This is a genomic window from Acidobacteriota bacterium (assembly GCA_028875575.1).
Taxonomy (GTDB): Bacteria; Acidobacteriota; Terriglobia; order Versatilivoradales; family Versatilivoraceae; genus Versatilivorator.
Genome location: JAPPDF010000096.1, coordinates 40,762 through 56,250, shown reverse-complemented (window position 1 = coordinate 56,250; position 15,489 = coordinate 40,762). Strand labels below are relative to the sequence as shown.

The window sequence follows — 15,489 nt, the reverse complement described above, 5'->3', positions numbered from 1 at the left end:
GATTATCCGCCAAAGGTCCTTCTCAGAACGGTACAGGAGTCGGTGAGACAAGGGCCCCGCCCGCAGTCGAACCGGTGGGGGGGGACGGAATCCGCGAGATCGCCACATAGGAGATTCAGTCCTCAGTCGAGCCGCAGGGGGCCCTGCTGCCGAGGTTCGTAAGAGTCCGCTGTTTTCCCTCGAATGATCCGCCCTCCAGGGCGGTGGTTCAACGGATCACCGGCCGCTGACCACTATCCACTTACCGTGACAGTCGGTCCAGCAGGTTGCGCGTGATGCGTTCCACGGTCTTGTCCCTACCCCTCAGGCCTTTGGCCCACTCGGTGCATCCGGTGGTAAACACCGTGCCTCCGCGGCTGTAGAGGCCCATGACAGCAGCCCCGGGCTGGGTGATTTCCCTGGTAGTCCCCTCTCCATAGAGGGCTTCCGAGGCCAGGCGCACCGAGTCGTCCGCGTGAGAGAGGGCCGCCGGCGCCGTGGCCAGGATGGTGAAATTCTCCGGTGTCCCCTCACGGCCGGTGGCAACCGGCCGGCCTCCCTTCCACCGCAAGTCGCAGCCGTCGCACTCGTAGCCCACCAACCTGTCCAGGCCTCCCAGAGGATCGCCGTCACTTAGCCCGGTGCCCTCGAATACCCAGTGATCGGACCGATGAACGGTGTAGTGGCCCGGGTCGTCGCGGTACTGATCAAAGAAGTCGTAGTAGCCCCCCCGGGCAAAGCTGACTCCGGTGAGCCGGTTTTCCGGCCTCCCGATCAAGTGGTGACACCAGAGGGTGGTGAGCCGGTCGTGTCGGCCGGAGGCAAAGTAAGGATCCCGCTTGTAGTCCTTCCAGCAGACCAGGGCTCGCCCCCGGTCTTCGCTGCGAACCTGCCACCAGAGGTTATTGCCGCTGAAGAAGGCCACGTTGCCTCCGTCGGCAACGTATTGCTCCAGGTGGTCCCGCATGGGCGCAGACCAGTACTCGTCATGCCCCACGCTCAGCACCAGCCGATAGTTCCGAAGGAGCTCAGGACAGAACTCCAGGTCGGTGTTGACAGCGTACTCCAGCGTATAGCCGGACCGCTCGGCCCAGGCCACGAAGAACTGCTCCCAGTTGCGCCAACCGCTTTCCCAGGTGGTGAATCCGTCATAGACTCTCAGTTGCCCCCGTTCCCACTTCAAGGTGTAGGTAATGCCAGGAACCACCAGGTACCAGCGGTGGCCCGGGCGGGTCACCTGAACGAAGGAATGGGCGGCAATCTCGATTCCGACCCCCTTAAAGGCCGCCCGCAGAGCATTGGAGATATGCCGCTCATCCAGTTCGTTCTCGAACCGGCCTTCGAGTGCGAACAGGTAGATGCCATCCTCGTCGAACCCAGCATAGGGCCGGTCGAAGGAGACCCGGTGGGCGGGGCCGTCAGGGCCGCTGTAGAGCGTGTACCCGCCCCAACTGTTGTAGGCGGCATCGGTGTTGGTGGTGCGCTGCAGGAGTATCCTGGACTCCCGCCCCGGCCGGGCCGCTTTAACCACGAAGGAGATCTCGCCGCGGACCCGGCGATGGACTCCCTCTCCGCGAAGGACCAGGCTGTAGTACCCCGAGCACCAGTCTCGGGGCACGTTGATTCGGAACGCGGGAGGCCAGCCGCAGCCGTGGCTGGAGGCATTGGCCGGGACCGGATGACAGGCCCCCGACAGGTTGTCCCGGGTCCACACGACCTTCCGCTCCGCTCCCAGACGTGCGATCTCCACCGAGTACCGGGGCAAGTTGGTCGAAACGTGAAAGCCGATCCCGTCTCCGGCCGGAACGCTCAGTCGATCCGCATACCCCTCGACAAAGAGTCTTGCGGAATTTGACTCAGACAAGTGGCGCTCCTGCCCTGCCGGGTAAATCATCCGAGAGTGAAACAAGAGAAGTTCATGGCCTGTTGGGAACAAGATTATTGAACATCGATGCACAGGACGCACAGGCTTAACAGGACGAGAGCTTCCTGCACGAAAAACCAGCTCAGGCGATGTTCCGGTGCGATTTTGCGGATTCCCGGCATTAGAAGCTAACCGTTACCTGAAAGAATCCTGTGCATCCTGTGCATCGATGTGAATCAAAAATTTGCCCATGCTCGACTTTGAACCGGTTTCCAGCCAACAGCGGCTACCCTCCCGCCTGCGAGCTCAGAAACACCATCAGCGCCGAACCCGCCCAGACCAGGGACACCATCAGGGCGCAGCACAGGGTAAACCAGAGCAGACCCCTGTAGTACCACTCCAGGCCCGGCTCCCGGACCAGCTCGATCGCACTCTCCGGCCCGCAGATCTTCCGAGTGGAATAGGACCCATAGAGCTGCGCCAGGGCCGGCTCATCCAGCCTCTCTTCGGCCTGGGCGCCCCCGTCCGAGCCCTCCATGGCCGGCAGCCGGATTCCCACGGCGCTCAATCGCTCATCTTGCCCCAGCGGCGTATTCAGGATGCAGTAGAAACGCTGCAGGCGTATCTGCGACTCGGGCCGCGTCAGCCGGCTGACCAGGTACATGGTCAAGGCGGCCGCCCCGATCGGGGGAAAGACGCTCATCGGCACCTTGGTGCTGGGCGGCCCGTCATGAAATATCTGCACGATCCAGAGCAGGCCGATTCCCACCGCCAGCGCGGCCCAGACCCCGCGCCGATTGGCTCCTCTCCAGGCGATCCCGAAAAACAGGGGGATGCCCAGGAATCCCTGGAGCGGCGCCAGAAACTCGACGATCTCCTTGAGCGTGGAAAACTGCAGGGTAATCAGGTAGGCCAGCAGAACGGCCACCACCCCTCCCACCCGGGCCCAGCGGAGGTAGAATGCCTGGCTGCGACCCGGGAACCAGCGCTTCTTGAACAGATAGTCCACCGTCATGGCGGAGCTGGCCGTGGCCACGGTGTCCACCGTGGACATCAGGGCGGCGAAGAAGCTGGCCACCAGCAACCCCAGCAGGCCGGCGGGAACGATCTCCTTCATCACGATCCCCCAAACCAGCTCGGTATCCTGAGGCAAGGGCTGGGTATGGAGTCCGGGCTTGTAGATGGCGAACATGATTCCGTAGACGGCAAACAGCACCGTCATGATTCGCTTCCAGATATGGCTCCATGCGCACTGGGTGGCCGCCCGCTCGTCCCTGCCCACCACCATGAAGCTGAACAGAATCGGTGTGGCCACCGCTCCCAGTCCGCCTAGGATCAAGGCCAGCACGTAGGTCAGCGGAATCTCCTCCGAGAAGAGCGCCCAGCGTTCCGGCGCGACATTCACCAGCCCCTGAAACCCGCCCACTTCTCCCCAAAGGAATGGCAACAGCAGAAAGCAGAAGACTGTCAGCGACAAGACCCCCTGGAACAGATCGGTCAGCAACGATGACATCAGGCCGCCCGATCCCACATAGAGAGCCACCACCAGGCAGGCGGCCAGCAGGGTGATTTCCACCGACCATCCCGTCAGCCCGGCAATGGTCTTGGCCACGGCCAGAGCAAAGGTGCCGATGACAAACAGGCTGAGGACGCTCCCCATGATGGCGATGCAGCTGGCCACCCCCGGACCGAAGCGCATCTCGAAGACCTCGGCCAGATTGAACACCCTTACTCGCTTGTAGATGGGGGCGAAGATGTAGTAGACGATCAGGCCAACGCCTCCGGCAAACCAGAGCCAAACGCCCGAAAGCCCGCTCCGGTAGGCCGCACCGCCCACCACCACCGCCTCCGCGCCGCCGACCGAGGAGGCAAAGACGTAGATGAAGGCCACCAGTGACCCCCACTTGCCCCCGGCGGTGAAGAAGTCGCGAAGGTTCCTGGTCTTTCTCCTGCCGACCACTACTCCCAGAAAGGTCACCACCAGGAAGTAGACTGCCAGGACGGCCAGGTCGAGTGGATGAAGGGTCGAGAACATGGGCGGTCATTCTATCACCCTGACTGCATCCGTATTGCCGCCGCCCGGCCTCGGTGTTAGGCTTTTCCGGAAAAGACCCACTGGCGCCGAAAAACGGACTGCGACGCTGCAACCGCGAAAGGGGACTCCATGCAACGCCGGGAATTTCTTTACCTGGGTCCGCTGGCTCTCGGCCTCAGCCGCTGCCGCTCCGGCGGTCCTCCCAGTGCTTCGCTCCCGCCCATTCCGGAGCCCCATTTCCCCAATCGTGTTTTCCAGTTCGTGTGGCGCAACTGGGAGCTGGCCAACACCTCCCGGATCGCTCGGGTGCTGGAGACCAGCGAAGCCAACGTGCTGGCCCTGGGGGACGCGATGGGCCTTCCCCCGAAGCGCCGTTTGAGTCCCGATCAGCTCAGGCGGATACACATCACGGTGATCCGCCAGAACTGGCATCTGCTCTCTCGCCATCAACTCATCCGGCTCCTGGACTGGGACCGTGCCAAGTTGGAGTTCGCCCTCAAGGAAGACGATTTCCTGGATATCAAGCTGGGGCCCAAGCCTGATTGTGGAGAGCTGCTCTATCGCAGTCCCACCGGTGAAGAACTGCGCCGGGCCGCGCACATCCGCGAGATCCTGAAGGAAACGCTGGGAAGCCGGATCCAGGAACCCGGTCAGGAGCCCTTCCACTTTGTCCGGGAACTGAGCCTGACCCGGCGGCCCCAATTGCGGGATGCCACCCGAAGAGCCTCCCGGGAAGAAGTGGACCTAAGCAGCGGCTGGAACCTGGTGCAGCCTGACCAGCCCAGGCTGGCCCAGGTCGCCCGACGCTTCCAGGACTACCTTGGCAGCTCCATGGGAGCTCGGGTGGAGATAACCACCGCCCCGCCTTCCCGCGGCAAAACCATTCGGATGGCAGTAAGCTCTGCCGGGGACGAAGCCACTCGAGGCTTCAAAGTCCAGGTGAGCCCTCGGGAGCTGCATATCACCGGTCAGGAGGAAGAAGACGTCCGGCAGGGCCTCTACTGGATTCAGGACCGGATGGAGCTTCGAGGCGGACCCTTTGTGCCCAAGGGGACCCTCCGGCGCGAGACAGCCTGGGACCCTCGCTACCTCTACTCCTACCTGGCGCTCTTCGGAGATCCGCTCCTGGAAGAGGATATCGACCCCTTCCCCGGAGCCTACCTGGAAGCGCTGGGCCGGGCCGGCATCAACGGGGTCTGGATGCATTCCCTGCTGAGCACCCTGGCCCCCTCCACCGAGTTTCCGGAATTCGGCAAGGACTGGGAAAAACGGCTGCGACGGCTCAACTCCCTAGTGGAGCACGCCCTCGGGTTCGGCATCCGAATCTATCTCTACCTGAACGAGCCGCGCGCCATGCCACCATCCTTCTTTGACCGGCATCCCGACATCAAGGGTTCGCCCGATCGGGACTTCTTCGCCATGTGCACCAGCGTCCCCCGAGTGCGCCGGTGGATCGCCGACAGCCTTACCCATGTCATGCGTCAGGTCCCCGACCTGGGGGGATGGTTCTCCATCACCATGTCGGAAAACCACACCAACTGCTTTTCGCACGGCGGCAGTTGGGGCCGGGAAGCTCCCCGCGCCGACGGGTGCCCCCGCTGTTCCCAACGGAAGAGCTGGGACACGATCGGCGAGCTGATCGGCACCTTTAGGGAAGGGGTTCGGAGAGCCGGCTCGAGCGCCGAGGTCATCGCCTGGGACTGGGGCTGGGGAGACGACCTGGCAGCCAGGCTGATTCCCCTGCTGCCCAAGGACGTGCGCTTCATGAGCATCAGCGAGTGGGAGCAGCCGGTGTCCAGGGGTGGAGTCGAGACAGAGGTCGGAGAGTACTCCATTTCGGTGGTGGGCCCCGGGCCCCGGGCCAGGCGCAACTGGGCCAGGGCCGACCGGGAGGGAATCCGCACCATGGCCAAGCTGCAATTCAACAACACCTGGGAGATCTCGGCGGTTCCCTACATTCCCGTGGTGGATCTGATCCTTCAACACTGCGAGAAACTCTCCAGGGCAGGCATCAGCGGCATCATGCCCTCCTGGACCTGCGGGGGCTATGCCTCTCCCAACCTGGAGGCGGCCAAGGCCCACTATTTTCGGCCCGCGGGATCCAACCCGGACATCCTCGTGGAACTGGCAACCCGCCGTTACGGCCCGGAGGCGGCCCCGCTGATGGTCGAGGCCTGGCGAGAGTTCAGCCGGGCATTCCAGGAATTCCCCTACGGGGTCCGCATCTACAACATTCCCACCCAACACGGGCCGGCCAATTCGCTGCGTCTTCACCCCACCGGGTACCGCTCCAGCATGATGCTGTTCCCCCAGGACGATTTCAGGCAGTGGTCGGGGGATTACCCCCCCGAAGTCGTGCAGCAGCAGTTCCGCAAGCTGGCCGCGGGTTGGAGCCGGGGGCTGGCCCGCTTCCGGCAGGGCGCGGAGAAAGTGACCCCGACAAGAAAGGCTTTCGCAGAGATGGACCTGGCGATCGCCCAAACCTGCCGGCACCACTTCCAGAGCACGGCCAACCAGGTGGAGTTCTACCTGTTGAGGGAGAAGCTTCGGCAGGTCCAGGAGGAGAGGCCCCCGACTGTTCGGCGGATGATTGAGATCGCCTGGGCGGAAATCGAGCTGGCCCAGGCTCAATTCTCCATCGCCCGGCGGCACTCCACCATTGCCTTCGAGGCCTCCAACCACTACTACTACCGTCCGCTGGACCTGGCCGAGAAGATCCTGAACTGCCGCCAGGTGATCGACGATCTCTCGGCTGTCTGAGCGTCCCCTGGCTTCGCCACCCACTACAAGAAACGCGCCAGCGTCGAACACCTCTTCTCCCGGGTTGCCGAACCAGGGTATCGTATGACATTATTATGATATCATTATGGTATTACACTTGCCGAAGGAGGCTAATTTGCCAGACATAGCGCTTCGCGGAATCCCCGATTTCCTGCACCGGGAACTCAAGTCATCCGCGAACCGGAACCACCGCAGCCTGAACGGGGAGATCCTGGCGAGGTTAATGGCGTCAGTCAGCCCCGAGCCGATAGACCCGCAAGCCCTCCTGGAACGCATCCGGCAGCGAAACAAGACACTTGGACCGGTCGATCTCAGCGAGGATAGGCTACGTGAGATGCGGAACATGGGACGACCATGATCGTAGTCGACACGAATGTGATGGTTCGTCTGTTAATGGGCGGAGCAGACGGTACCGACGCGGCCGTGTTGTTCGAGCGGGAGACCGAGTGGGCGGCCCCCAGCATCCTCATGAGTGAGTTGCACAACGTCCTGATCGGCTTCGTGCGGCGGGGCGCGCTAACCTCGGAGCAAGCCAAAGCGATGAGCGATGATGCTGCTGTCGTTCTGGGAGGCCGCATCGCCAGCCTGTCCGGACACCAGGTGATCGATGTCGCGCTGGAGTGCGGTCTAAGTGCCTACGATGCCCAGTTCGTCACGCTCGCTCGGGTTCTGGGCGTTCCCTTGGCTACTCTGGACAATGAGGTCCTGCGAGGCGCCGCAGATGTGGCGGTGTCGTTGCGGACGCTTGCGAGATCGACGAGGGGATGAGTGAAAATGGGGTTGTCCTTTTGACTTGGCGCGAGTTGTTGCTCACCAGGAGCGGATGCGGTCTGGAGGCAAAAAGGGCAAAGACGATCCCATGATCCCCTTCCACAAGGATCACGAATTCACCTGAGAGCAGTCTACACCCCGGCAACAAAGGGGGTTCGGGGGAACCCCATCAGGAGTTCCGGACCGTCTTCGGTCAGATGGAACACGTCGCCGAGCGGGACGAACATCTTGCCGGTTCCGGGCAGGCCGAAGACGGCGTGCATCACGGCGGTCATTCCGGCCTGCATGGGAGCCGGGTTGCTGTCGTCGAAAGGAACGGGCTGCTCGCTGTAATCCATGCCGATTCCGTGTCCGATTCTACCCCCCAGAAGATCCAGACCGTGGGGCTCCACATGCTCTCGGATGGTCCGGCCCAAGTCGGCCACGGGCGTGCCCGGCTTCAGAATCTCCTGAGCCCGATCATGGGCTTCACGTGTCACCTGGCACAACCTGGTGAGGGCGTCGCAGGGTTTCCCCAGGGTTCCGGTGCGATGCCCGTGGCACCAGTATCCCTGGTAGACAATGTAGGAGCAACTGGCCATGAGGTCGCCGTATTGAAGGATGCGCTCATGGGGCCTGATGTCCAGCCGGGTATTATTCCAGTCCGGGGGCGGACCTGAAGCCATCCAGTACTTGGCGTGGTCGGCTCCTTCCCGGCGCGCCATCCGCTCCATCTCGGCCACGATTTCTATTCCGGGCAGTCCGGGCCTGGCAACCTCCAGCATGGTTTGAAATCCCAGATCGCTCAACTCGGCCGCCCGCCGCATTAACTGCAGTTCCGCCTCGCTCTTGACGGAACGGAGCTGGGAAACCACGTCGTCCACGCGATGGAGCCGGTCCCCTAACCCGAGAGCCAGTCCCTCGTAGAAGGGAGCCGGCATGGTGCTCACCCCGACCACTCCCACCCGTTCTCCTCCGAGTCCATTCTCTTCCAGGACGGCCAGGGTCTGACCGGCAAAGTCGCGGGGGCCCTGGTCGTCGCCCCCCCCGCGATGACCCGCCACCGCGTTGGGGTCGACGGCTTCCACCAACCGCATATCCTCAATCGGAGACACCTCCGCGGCCTGCTCGAACATGAACTGCATTCCGGCAGCCAGCATCACCGGGTCGCCATGGCGGGGCACCACTACCACCGTTTCCACAATCCGGTCATCGTTGGCCCAACCCGACAGATAGGAGACATGGCCCGTCTGACCCCATTTGTGCTCGCGGGCCGGAGAATAGGCCAGCAAAGCCCCCAATTGCCGGTCCTCCAGGAAACGTTGCACACGATGGTAGCGGCTCTGAAACTCCTGTCTGGAAATCGCCTGTGACTCCATCCCTGACCTCCCATGACTGCCGAACCTGCCGACAGAAAAATTAGCCCGGCTCTGCCCCGGGGCTTTGAATCGAGATCCGCCCTGGGCGGAATAGTTGTCGCGACCGGCCCGTGCCGAAAGAATAGCACCGGGCGAAAAGGATTTCACCTCCGTCTCTTTATCCTGTGCACCGATGTTCATAAAACAATACCGATCCCCTGCGCCGTCGCCAGTGAATCCAAGTGGGGGAGATGACCGATCAAAATAATTGCTCGGCTCGCACCAAACTGAATTAGACTGAGCCCGAGGAGGTCAGCACCGGATGCCAACGACAACCCTGGAGCAGTCCAGGTCAGAGATGTGGCAGAGCCAGGGATATCTGACCGGACTGGAGGTCTTCCCGGAATCCGAGATGAAGGACTACCGGTCGCAGTTCGACGCCCTGGAAGCCGACCAGGGACAGGGCAAAGCCGAAATCGGGCTGAACAATCTGCACTTCACCCATGAGTTCGTCTGGAGACTCAGCACCCATCCTCCGGTTCTGGAAGCGATCCGTTCGGTCCTCGGCCCCGATGTCCTTCTCCTGGGCAACCATTTTTTCTGCAAGTATCCCTCCACGTCCCGAGGCGACAAGTTCGTGGCCTGGCACCAGGACGTGACCTACTGGGGACTGGAACCGCCGCGGGCGGTCACCGCCTGGCTGGCCATCGACGACGTGGATGTCGACAACGGCTGCATGCGGGTCATTCCCGGGTCCCACCGCCACGGCATTCTGACCCACGGCACCTCGGCGACGGCCGGCAATCTGCTCAGCATCAACCAGGAAATCGCCGAGGAGAGCTTCGACTCGAGCCAAACGGTGGACCTTGTGCTGAAGGCCGGCCAGATGTCGGTCCACGACGGCATGCTCATCCACGGAAGCAACCCCAACCGCTCCGCCAGACGGCGCTGCGGTCTGGCGATCCGATTCATTTCTCCGCGGGTCAGGCAGGTTCGAGCCAACTCTCTGGGAAGACACTACCGGCCGGTCCTGGTCTGCGGGCGAGACCAATTCGGCCACTTCCCGAGGACCCCCGTACCCTTCCAGTAGGCCGACGGAACTCGGGCTGAAAAGCTGATGACACCCAGCGACCAAATTGCCGGACACGCAGCAAATCCCGGCGACTCGGTGGTGGTCCTCTTCAAGGGTGGCCGACTCCCCGCATGGCATGCTCTCTCCCAAAGGGAACAGGACGCCTTCTCACAGGAACATGTCGACCTGATGCTGTCGGTGTCGCGTCGATACGGTTTGATGCACCTGGAGGGTTTTCGACTGCTGGGTCCCCAAGACAACTGGCAACGTTTCTGGGTGATCGAATTCCCCTCCCTGGCGGGAGCCGAAGCCTGGATTCAGGCCGAGATGGCCCCGCCCTACGGGCGCTACGGATACTACGAGTACCATCTCGCACGGCGGGTGTGCCAGGACGACTTCAATGACCGGACCTCCCGTCCCACCGCACGGAAATCGCCTGACTCCGGTAGTGACCCCCATCGGATTCCATCCCTGCGGATAGACTCCACCAGCCTGGTGGTTCTCACCTTCCGGCGCTGGTTGCCCGGGGCCGCCGAGCTGTCGGCCGAGGAGCGCGGACAGGTTGAGCAGGCCCGCCAGTTCAAGGCCATCGCCCAACGCCACGGCTTAATACGGCTGGAGGTCTTCCGGCTCATGGCTCCCCAGGCGGACTGGCATGAAGTGGGGCTGGTCGAGCTGCCCTCCTTTGCCGCAGCCGAGGCCTGGATGGAAGCCGAGACCTCACTCCCCTACAGCAGTCTTGTCCTTCTGAACCTGCACCTGGCCCGCAAATGGGCTCCCGCCTACTTCGCCCAGTGGGTAAGCGCTGTTCCGTCCGATTGAGTGGTATTTCTCACAGGGGGATCGGCGTGGTTTTGGACAGGCGGCGCGTTGTGGAAATCAGCCATTAATCCGCCGCCTACGCGGCTAAGGCATAGCGGGGTTCAAACCACCCCGGGCTCCCGCCCGGGGCTACCCTAAGCCGCAGCTACGCTGCTCTATAAGGAAGACCTGTAGGAGACGTTCCCTCGGTCAACCCGCCTCTACCGCGGCTACGCCGCTCTCGCTTAACCCCCAACGCTGCCACGGAATAGGATTTTCCAATATGGCCGGGGTTGGATGGGTGACAGCGGGTGTTTCACGGAGGCACTAACGATCTGCAACGACCAAGAATTCAGCTCACCCGTTCCCAGCGGCTGGGGTCGATGCCGGGGGCGACCAGGGGCATGTTGGGAGGCTTGTTGCCCCCGCCATAGTTCCAGATCCGGGTGTTGCGGTCACCCATCACTTCCCGGACGGCGGGTGGGACCTTGGCAAGCTCTTCCGGATCCCAGGGGTCGATCTCGCTTCCGGGGCCGGCCCAGGCGGGGCGGTAGGCGATGGCCAGCATCTCCCGGGCGTAGGTGCCCACGTTGGGAAAGTTCCCGTGGAAAACGTTCTGGTTGATGAGAGCGGCCGAGCCCGCCTTGCAGGTGACCATCACCTGCTCGGGGTGGTCTTCGTAGCGGAGGTAGGGGTTGCCGTCGTTGTGGAAGCTCAGATGGGATCGGGGAATCACCTTGAAGGGAGAGACTTCCGGCGTCAGGTCTTCCAGGTAGTAGAGGACACGCACCAGGCGGGGACAGCTCAGGTTGTACCCGAAAATCCTGGAACCCCAGGGCTGGCCGTCGCTGTGCAGGCTGATCCCGGGGTGGCCCGGCTCGGAACGATCGTAGCCGTAGCTCATCATGATGATCCGGTCCCCGAAAAGCTCCTTCAGAAAGGCGATGGTGGGCGGATGAGCGATCAAGTCGGTAATGGGACCGCCCCAGAACTGGACGCTGGACCGGCCGCGCTGGTGAATGCTGTAGTCCCGGGGTATGGTCTCCATCCTGGCAGTCTCGGCCCTCAAGCGCTCCAGGTGTTCGCTGTCCAGCAGGTCGGGCAAGACCACGTAACCTTCGACCTCCAGGTGCCGGATGCGTTGCCCCAGCGTCAGGGCCGACCAGTCGGTATCCACAATCCTGTCTTTTCGCGTTGCCATGGGTATCCCCCGGATGTTTCGACCTCACCTCACCCGACCCGCATTCCCGACCGGGTCGCAGACCCATGCTAGCGAAGGCAACCCGCCACGGTCAAGCGGCGCCGGGCCGGCGAAACGGGGCTGGTCCCAGGCAGCGCGGGCTCGACAGACGCCCCGACTTGGGAGATAATCCCGGGGAGGTCCGCAGGGGCGTGCGGCCGCGCCTACAGAAACCCCTTTTCGATCATGACGACCCTGAATTTCCGAGCCCGGGTGCCTGTTTTCGACGCCAATATCGGCGTGGGACATCTCCGCAATCGGGCCTCGCCGTTCGAAAGCCCCGAGCAACTCCTGCGGGAAATGGACCGGCACGGGGTGGCGCGGGCGCTGATCTACCACCTCGAGGGAGAGGCGATGAGCGCTCTCGAAGGCAATGAGCGGATGCTGTCCTGGGTGGATGGGCAATCGGCCCTGCACCCCCAATGGGTGGCCGACCCCACGCCCGAGAGCCTGGCCCAGTTGCAGCAGTTGCATCGCCCCGGCCAACTCACCAGTATCCGCCTCCACAACACCCGGGAATGCGGCCTTCCCTTTGTGGACTGGATCTACGGGGACCTGCTGGAATGGCTGGCTGCCGAGCGCATTCCCCTGTGGCTTTCCCTGGCCGACACGCCGGCGGTGGAGGCGAGGGAGATGCTGCGCCGGTTCCCTGACCTGGTCACGGTTTTGCTGGGAGCCCACTACATCCATTCCCTGATCGTCGTTCCGCTTCTGCGGCAGTTGCCCCGGGCCCACCTGGAGCTGAGCCGCTACGAAGGACTGGGAAAGATTCCGCCGCTGATTCGGGAATTCGGAATCCGGCGCCTGGTTTACGGCTCCTTCTACCCTCGCTACGCCATGGGGCCGATGCTGTTCTCGCTGCATCACCTGGGCCTGGAGACGAGCGATCTGGAACTGCTCTGTTCCGGGAATCTCGAACGTATCTTGAGGCAAGGGGAGGATCGATGATTGCCGGAACCAGGGTGATCGATTTTCACGGGCATGTCGGCCGCTGGGATGGTACGGGCATGAGGGACGATCCCGACGAAATGCTTCGAGCCATGGACGCAGTCGGCATCGACCAGAGCTGCCTGTTCAACATCTTTTATCCCGACGGCCGCACAGGCAACGACCTGACGGCGCGCTTTGTGGCGCGCCATCCCGATCGCTTCATCGGCTTCGCCTACGTGTCGCCGCTGATGCCGGACACAATGGCGCCCGAATTGGAACGGGCCGTCGACCACCTCGGGATGCGGGCCATCAAAATCTATCCCTCCTACACACCCTTCCCTCTGGACAACCCCGTCTGGGACCCGGTCTACGACTTCGCCCACCGGCGAGGCCTCGTGATCATCACCCACACCGGCATCGAACCCACCACCGCGCCCCGCTTCCTCTCCCAGGTCGCGCCAAGATTCCCCGGGGCGCGCTTCGTGGCCGGTCACGCCGGAAACGTCGAGCCCTTTCGCGCTCAGGCCATCCGGGCGGCCCGAACCTGCCCCAACGTCTTCCTGGAAACCTGCTCCTCCTTCCGCAGTCCGGGAGTGGTGGAGGAACTGGTGCAAAAGGCCGGGGCGGAGCGGGTGCTTTACGGTTCCGATACCCCTCTGATGGATCCGCGATGCCAAATCGGCAAGATCCTTACGGCAGACATCAGCGACGAGGCCAAGCGACTGCTCCTGGGAGAGAACGCCTGCCGGCTGCTCGGGATCTGAGATTCAAGGGGGAGGGCCCGAGTCACCGGCCGGCCAGGATCAACGGTCGGGATTGACAAGAAAAACACCGAAGCGTATAGTGGCCGGTGACTCTGGTGAGGCGAGTGTCTGTTCGGTCTTGAAGCAGCCGCCGCGATTTGAGGCGGCTTTTTTTTGTCCCGAAACTCGGAGATCCGGGGTGTTAACTATCAGGAGAAGGAGTGAGTGAAGGGCTATGTCAGAAAGAATTCAGGGAACAGTCAAGTGGTTCAACTCAAGCAAAGGCTACGGTTTCATTTCCCATGACGGCGGCGAGGATGTCTTTGTACATTACTCGGCCGTGCAGGCGGACGGTTACCGGTCGCTAGACGAGGGACAGCGGGTGGAATTCACCATCGAACGCGGTCCCAAGGGGCTGAAGGCCAGTAACGTTACAGCCGTGCAGTAAACGCTAGGCAATAATATCCTGGACGATGCGGGCGGGAAATTCGTCCGTCAGTCTTTCGCTGCGGCCCTCGCGCTCGAAGATCAACTCCCGGTGGTTCATGCCCAGCAGGTGAAGGATGGTGGCGTGCAGGTCGTGCACGCTGACGGGGTTTACTGCGGCCTTATAGCCGATGTCGTCGGTGGCGCCGTAGACGGTACCCTCCTTGATTCCGCCACCGGCCAGCCAGACGCTGAATCCCGAGGGGCCGTGATCACGGCCCACCTCGCCGCTGGCAGGCTGCTGGGCGATGGGAAGCCGGCCGAATTCTCCTCCCCAAACCACCAGCGTGCGGTCCAGCAATCCCCGCAGCTTCAGATCCTTTAACAGGGCCGCGGCCGGTTTGTCGGTCTTGCCGCAGGCATAACCCAGGTTCTTGACCAGGGCGTTGTGGTTGTCCCAGATCTGGCCTTCAATGTAGATTTGAACCAGACGGACCCCCCGCTCCACCAATCTTCGAGCCATCAGGCAGCGTTTGCCGTAGGAAGCGGTCAGCTCGTCGTTGAGGCCGTACATCTCCCTGGTGGCCTCGGATTCCCCAGACACATCCAGAGCATCCGAAGCGGCCAATTGCATGCGGGCCGCCAACTCGTAACCGGCAATGCGGGCTTCCAGCTCGGCTTCGTCCGGGTGCCGGCTCAAGTGGTTTCGGTCCAGGTGTCTGAGCAGCGAACGGGACAGCTTCACCACCGGACTGGGCCATTCCTCCCTCGGATGCAGGTTGAGTAGCGGCGAACCCTCGGACCGCACACGGGTCCCCTGGTAGACCGCCGGCAGAAACCCTGCCTGCCAGTTCTGGATGTCGTTGATGGGCAGCCCCTTGGGGTCGTCCAGCACCACGTAGGCCGGCAGGTTCTGGTTCTCGGTGCCCAGGCCGTAGACCACCCAGGCGCCCAGCGAAGGCCGTCCGGGAAACATGCGCCCCGAGTGCATGACAAACAGCGAGGACTCGTGGGCGATGTGGGGCGTGAACATGGAGCGAATCACGGTGATATCGTCCACCTGCTTCGCCAGGTGAGGCATCACCTCCGACACCTCGATGCCCGACTCACCCCGCTTGGAAAACTTGAACGGGGACGGCATCAGACCACCGGCTTCCCGCACGGCTCGAATTTCACTGGCAAGGTCACGGCTGGGAGGCTGACCGGCGAATTTCTCCAGGGCGGGCTTGGGGTCCAGCAGATCCACCTGGCTGGGCCCGCCGTTCATGAACAACTGAATGACCGAGGTGGCCTTGGGCTCGAAATGGGGCTGCTGCCTTTTCAGATCGTAGACCTGCCGCGAACCCGCGTCCAGAAGGGAATCCGCTCCCAGCAGATCCTTCCCCAGCAAGGTGGCCAGGGCGGCTCCCTGAAGGCCGTCGCCAACCTGGGAAAAGAAGGTCCGCCGGTCAATGGGCGCGGGGCGACTCCGGGGGACAGCTTGCCTTTGCCTGAAGTTCATCGGACTTGT

Annotated in this window: 13 protein-coding genes; 8 read left to right on the top strand and 5 right to left on the bottom strand. The window is 62.8% G+C overall.

From position 1 onward, the window contains the following. Window positions 1-241: 241 nt before the first annotated feature. Both OXI69_16255 and OXI69_16250 read right to left on the bottom strand, forming a co-directional pair. On the bottom strand, window positions 242-1,843 hold the full coding sequence (locus tag OXI69_16255) for a hypothetical protein (GenBank protein MDE2667696.1): 1,602 nt from the start codon (window positions 1,841-1,843) through the stop codon (window positions 242-244). Between the two features lie 286 nt (window positions 1,844-2,129). Beyond that, entirely contained in the window at window positions 2,130-3,878 is a 1,749-nt protein-coding gene (locus tag OXI69_16250; GenBank protein MDE2667695.1) for a sodium:solute symporter family protein, read from the bottom strand. A 129-nt stretch (window positions 3,879-4,007) separates the two neighbouring features. Between OXI69_16250 and OXI69_16245 the strand changes: the two genes are divergently transcribed. From OXI69_16245 to OXI69_16235, 3 genes are all read left to right on the top strand, one after another. Next, the gene (locus OXI69_16245; GenBank protein ID MDE2667694.1) at window positions 4,008-6,638 is read left to right on the top strand and encodes a hypothetical protein; all 2,631 of its coding nucleotides are present in this window, start codon (window positions 4,008-4,010) and stop codon (window positions 6,636-6,638) included. A gap of 136 nt (window positions 6,639-6,774) precedes the next feature. After that, window positions 6,775-7,017, top strand: coding sequence for an Arc family DNA-binding protein (locus OXI69_16240; GenBank protein ID MDE2667693.1), 243 nt, complete (start codon window positions 6,775-6,777; stop codon window positions 7,015-7,017). Beyond that, on the top strand, window positions 7,014-7,427 hold the full coding sequence (locus OXI69_16235; GenBank protein MDE2667692.1) for a type II toxin-antitoxin system VapC family toxin: 414 nt from the start codon (window positions 7,014-7,016) through the stop codon (window positions 7,425-7,427). The genes OXI69_16240 and OXI69_16235 overlap by 4 nt, the downstream gene beginning before the upstream one ends. A 134-nt stretch (window positions 7,428-7,561) precedes the next feature. On the opposite strand, the gene OXI69_16230 is transcribed toward OXI69_16235, so the two are convergent. Beyond that, window positions 7,562-8,788, bottom strand: a complete 1,227-nt coding sequence (locus tag OXI69_16230) for a M24 family metallopeptidase (GenBank protein MDE2667691.1) — start codon at window positions 8,786-8,788, stop codon at window positions 7,562-7,564. A 301-nt stretch (window positions 8,789-9,089) separates the two neighbouring features. Between OXI69_16230 and OXI69_16225 the strand changes: the two genes are divergently transcribed. Both OXI69_16225 and OXI69_16220 read left to right on the top strand, forming a co-directional pair. After that, the gene (locus OXI69_16225) at window positions 9,090-9,857 is read left to right on the top strand and encodes a phytanoyl-CoA dioxygenase family protein (protein ID MDE2667690.1); all 768 of its coding nucleotides are present in this window, start codon (window positions 9,090-9,092) and stop codon (window positions 9,855-9,857) included. A 27-nt stretch (window positions 9,858-9,884) separates the two neighbouring features. After that, on the top strand, window positions 9,885-10,661 hold the full coding sequence (locus tag OXI69_16220; protein MDE2667689.1) for a hypothetical protein: 777 nt from the start codon (window positions 9,885-9,887) through the stop codon (window positions 10,659-10,661). A 331-nt stretch (window positions 10,662-10,992) separates the two neighbouring features. Here OXI69_16220 and OXI69_16215 read toward each other — a convergent pair whose 3' ends face one another. Then, window positions 10,993-11,841: a phytanoyl-CoA dioxygenase family protein gene (locus OXI69_16215; GenBank protein MDE2667688.1), complete on the bottom strand. Its 849-nt coding sequence runs from the start codon at window positions 11,839-11,841 to the stop codon at window positions 10,993-10,995. A gap of 225 nt (window positions 11,842-12,066) precedes the next feature. Here OXI69_16215 and OXI69_16210 point away from each other — a divergent pair, with 225 nt between their 5' ends. The 3 genes from OXI69_16210 to OXI69_16200 all read left to right on the top strand — a co-directional run bounded on the left by OXI69_16210 (window position 12,067) and on the right by OXI69_16200 (window position 14,001). Continuing rightward, window positions 12,067-12,828, top strand: a complete 762-nt coding sequence (locus OXI69_16210; GenBank protein MDE2667687.1) for a hypothetical protein — start codon at window positions 12,067-12,069, stop codon at window positions 12,826-12,828. Next, on the top strand, window positions 12,825-13,574 hold the full coding sequence (locus OXI69_16205; GenBank protein ID MDE2667686.1) for an amidohydrolase family protein: 750 nt from the start codon (window positions 12,825-12,827) through the stop codon (window positions 13,572-13,574). Before OXI69_16210 ends, OXI69_16205 begins: the two co-directional genes overlap by 4 nt. A 214-nt stretch (window positions 13,575-13,788) precedes the next feature. After that, window positions 13,789-14,001 (top strand): cold-shock protein, encoded by a 213-nt coding sequence (locus tag OXI69_16200; GenBank protein ID MDE2667685.1) that lies wholly within the window; start codon window positions 13,789-13,791, stop codon window positions 13,999-14,001. A 3-nt stretch (window positions 14,002-14,004) separates the two neighbouring features. Here OXI69_16200 and OXI69_16195 read toward each other — a convergent pair whose 3' ends face one another. Next, window positions 14,005-15,480 carry a DUF1501 domain-containing protein gene (locus OXI69_16195; GenBank protein MDE2667684.1) on the bottom strand — a complete coding sequence of 492 codons (1,476 nt, stop codon included), beginning with the start codon at window positions 15,478-15,480 and terminating at the stop codon, window positions 14,005-14,007. Window positions 15,481-15,489: the final 9 nt, after the last annotated feature.

Excerpts from the sequence above, each read along its gene's own strand:
- OXI69_16250 (MDE2667695.1), bottom strand. The coding sequence starts at position 3,878 with ATGTTCTCGACCCTTCATCCACTCGACCTGGCCGTCCTGGCAGTCTAC.
- OXI69_16245 (MDE2667694.1), top strand. The coding sequence starts at position 4,008 with ATGCAACGCCGGGAATTTCTTTACCTGGGTCCGCTGGCTCTCGGCCTC.
- OXI69_16235 (MDE2667692.1), top strand. The coding sequence starts at position 7,014 with ATGATCGTAGTCGACACGAATGTGATGGTTCGTCTGTTAATGGGCGGA.
- OXI69_16230 (MDE2667691.1), bottom strand. The coding sequence starts at position 8,788 with ATGGAGTCACAGGCGATTTCCAGACAGGAGTTTCAGAGCCGCTACCAT.
- OXI69_16225 (MDE2667690.1), top strand. The coding sequence starts at position 9,090 with ATGCCAACGACAACCCTGGAGCAGTCCAGGTCAGAGATGTGGCAGAGC.
- OXI69_16220 (MDE2667689.1), top strand. The coding sequence starts at position 9,885 with ATGACACCCAGCGACCAAATTGCCGGACACGCAGCAAATCCCGGCGAC.
- OXI69_16215 (MDE2667688.1), bottom strand. The coding sequence starts at position 11,841 with ATGGCAACGCGAAAAGACAGGATTGTGGATACCGACTGGTCGGCCCTG.
- OXI69_16210 (MDE2667687.1), top strand. The coding sequence starts at position 12,067 with ATGACGACCCTGAATTTCCGAGCCCGGGTGCCTGTTTTCGACGCCAAT.
- OXI69_16205 (MDE2667686.1), top strand. The coding sequence starts at position 12,825 with ATGATTGCCGGAACCAGGGTGATCGATTTTCACGGGCATGTCGGCCGC.
- OXI69_16200 (MDE2667685.1), top strand. The coding sequence starts at position 13,789 with ATGTCAGAAAGAATTCAGGGAACAGTCAAGTGGTTCAACTCAAGCAAA.
- OXI69_16195 (MDE2667684.1), bottom strand. The coding sequence starts at position 15,480 with ATGAACTTCAGGCAAAGGCAAGCTGTCCCCCGGAGTCGCCCCGCGCCC.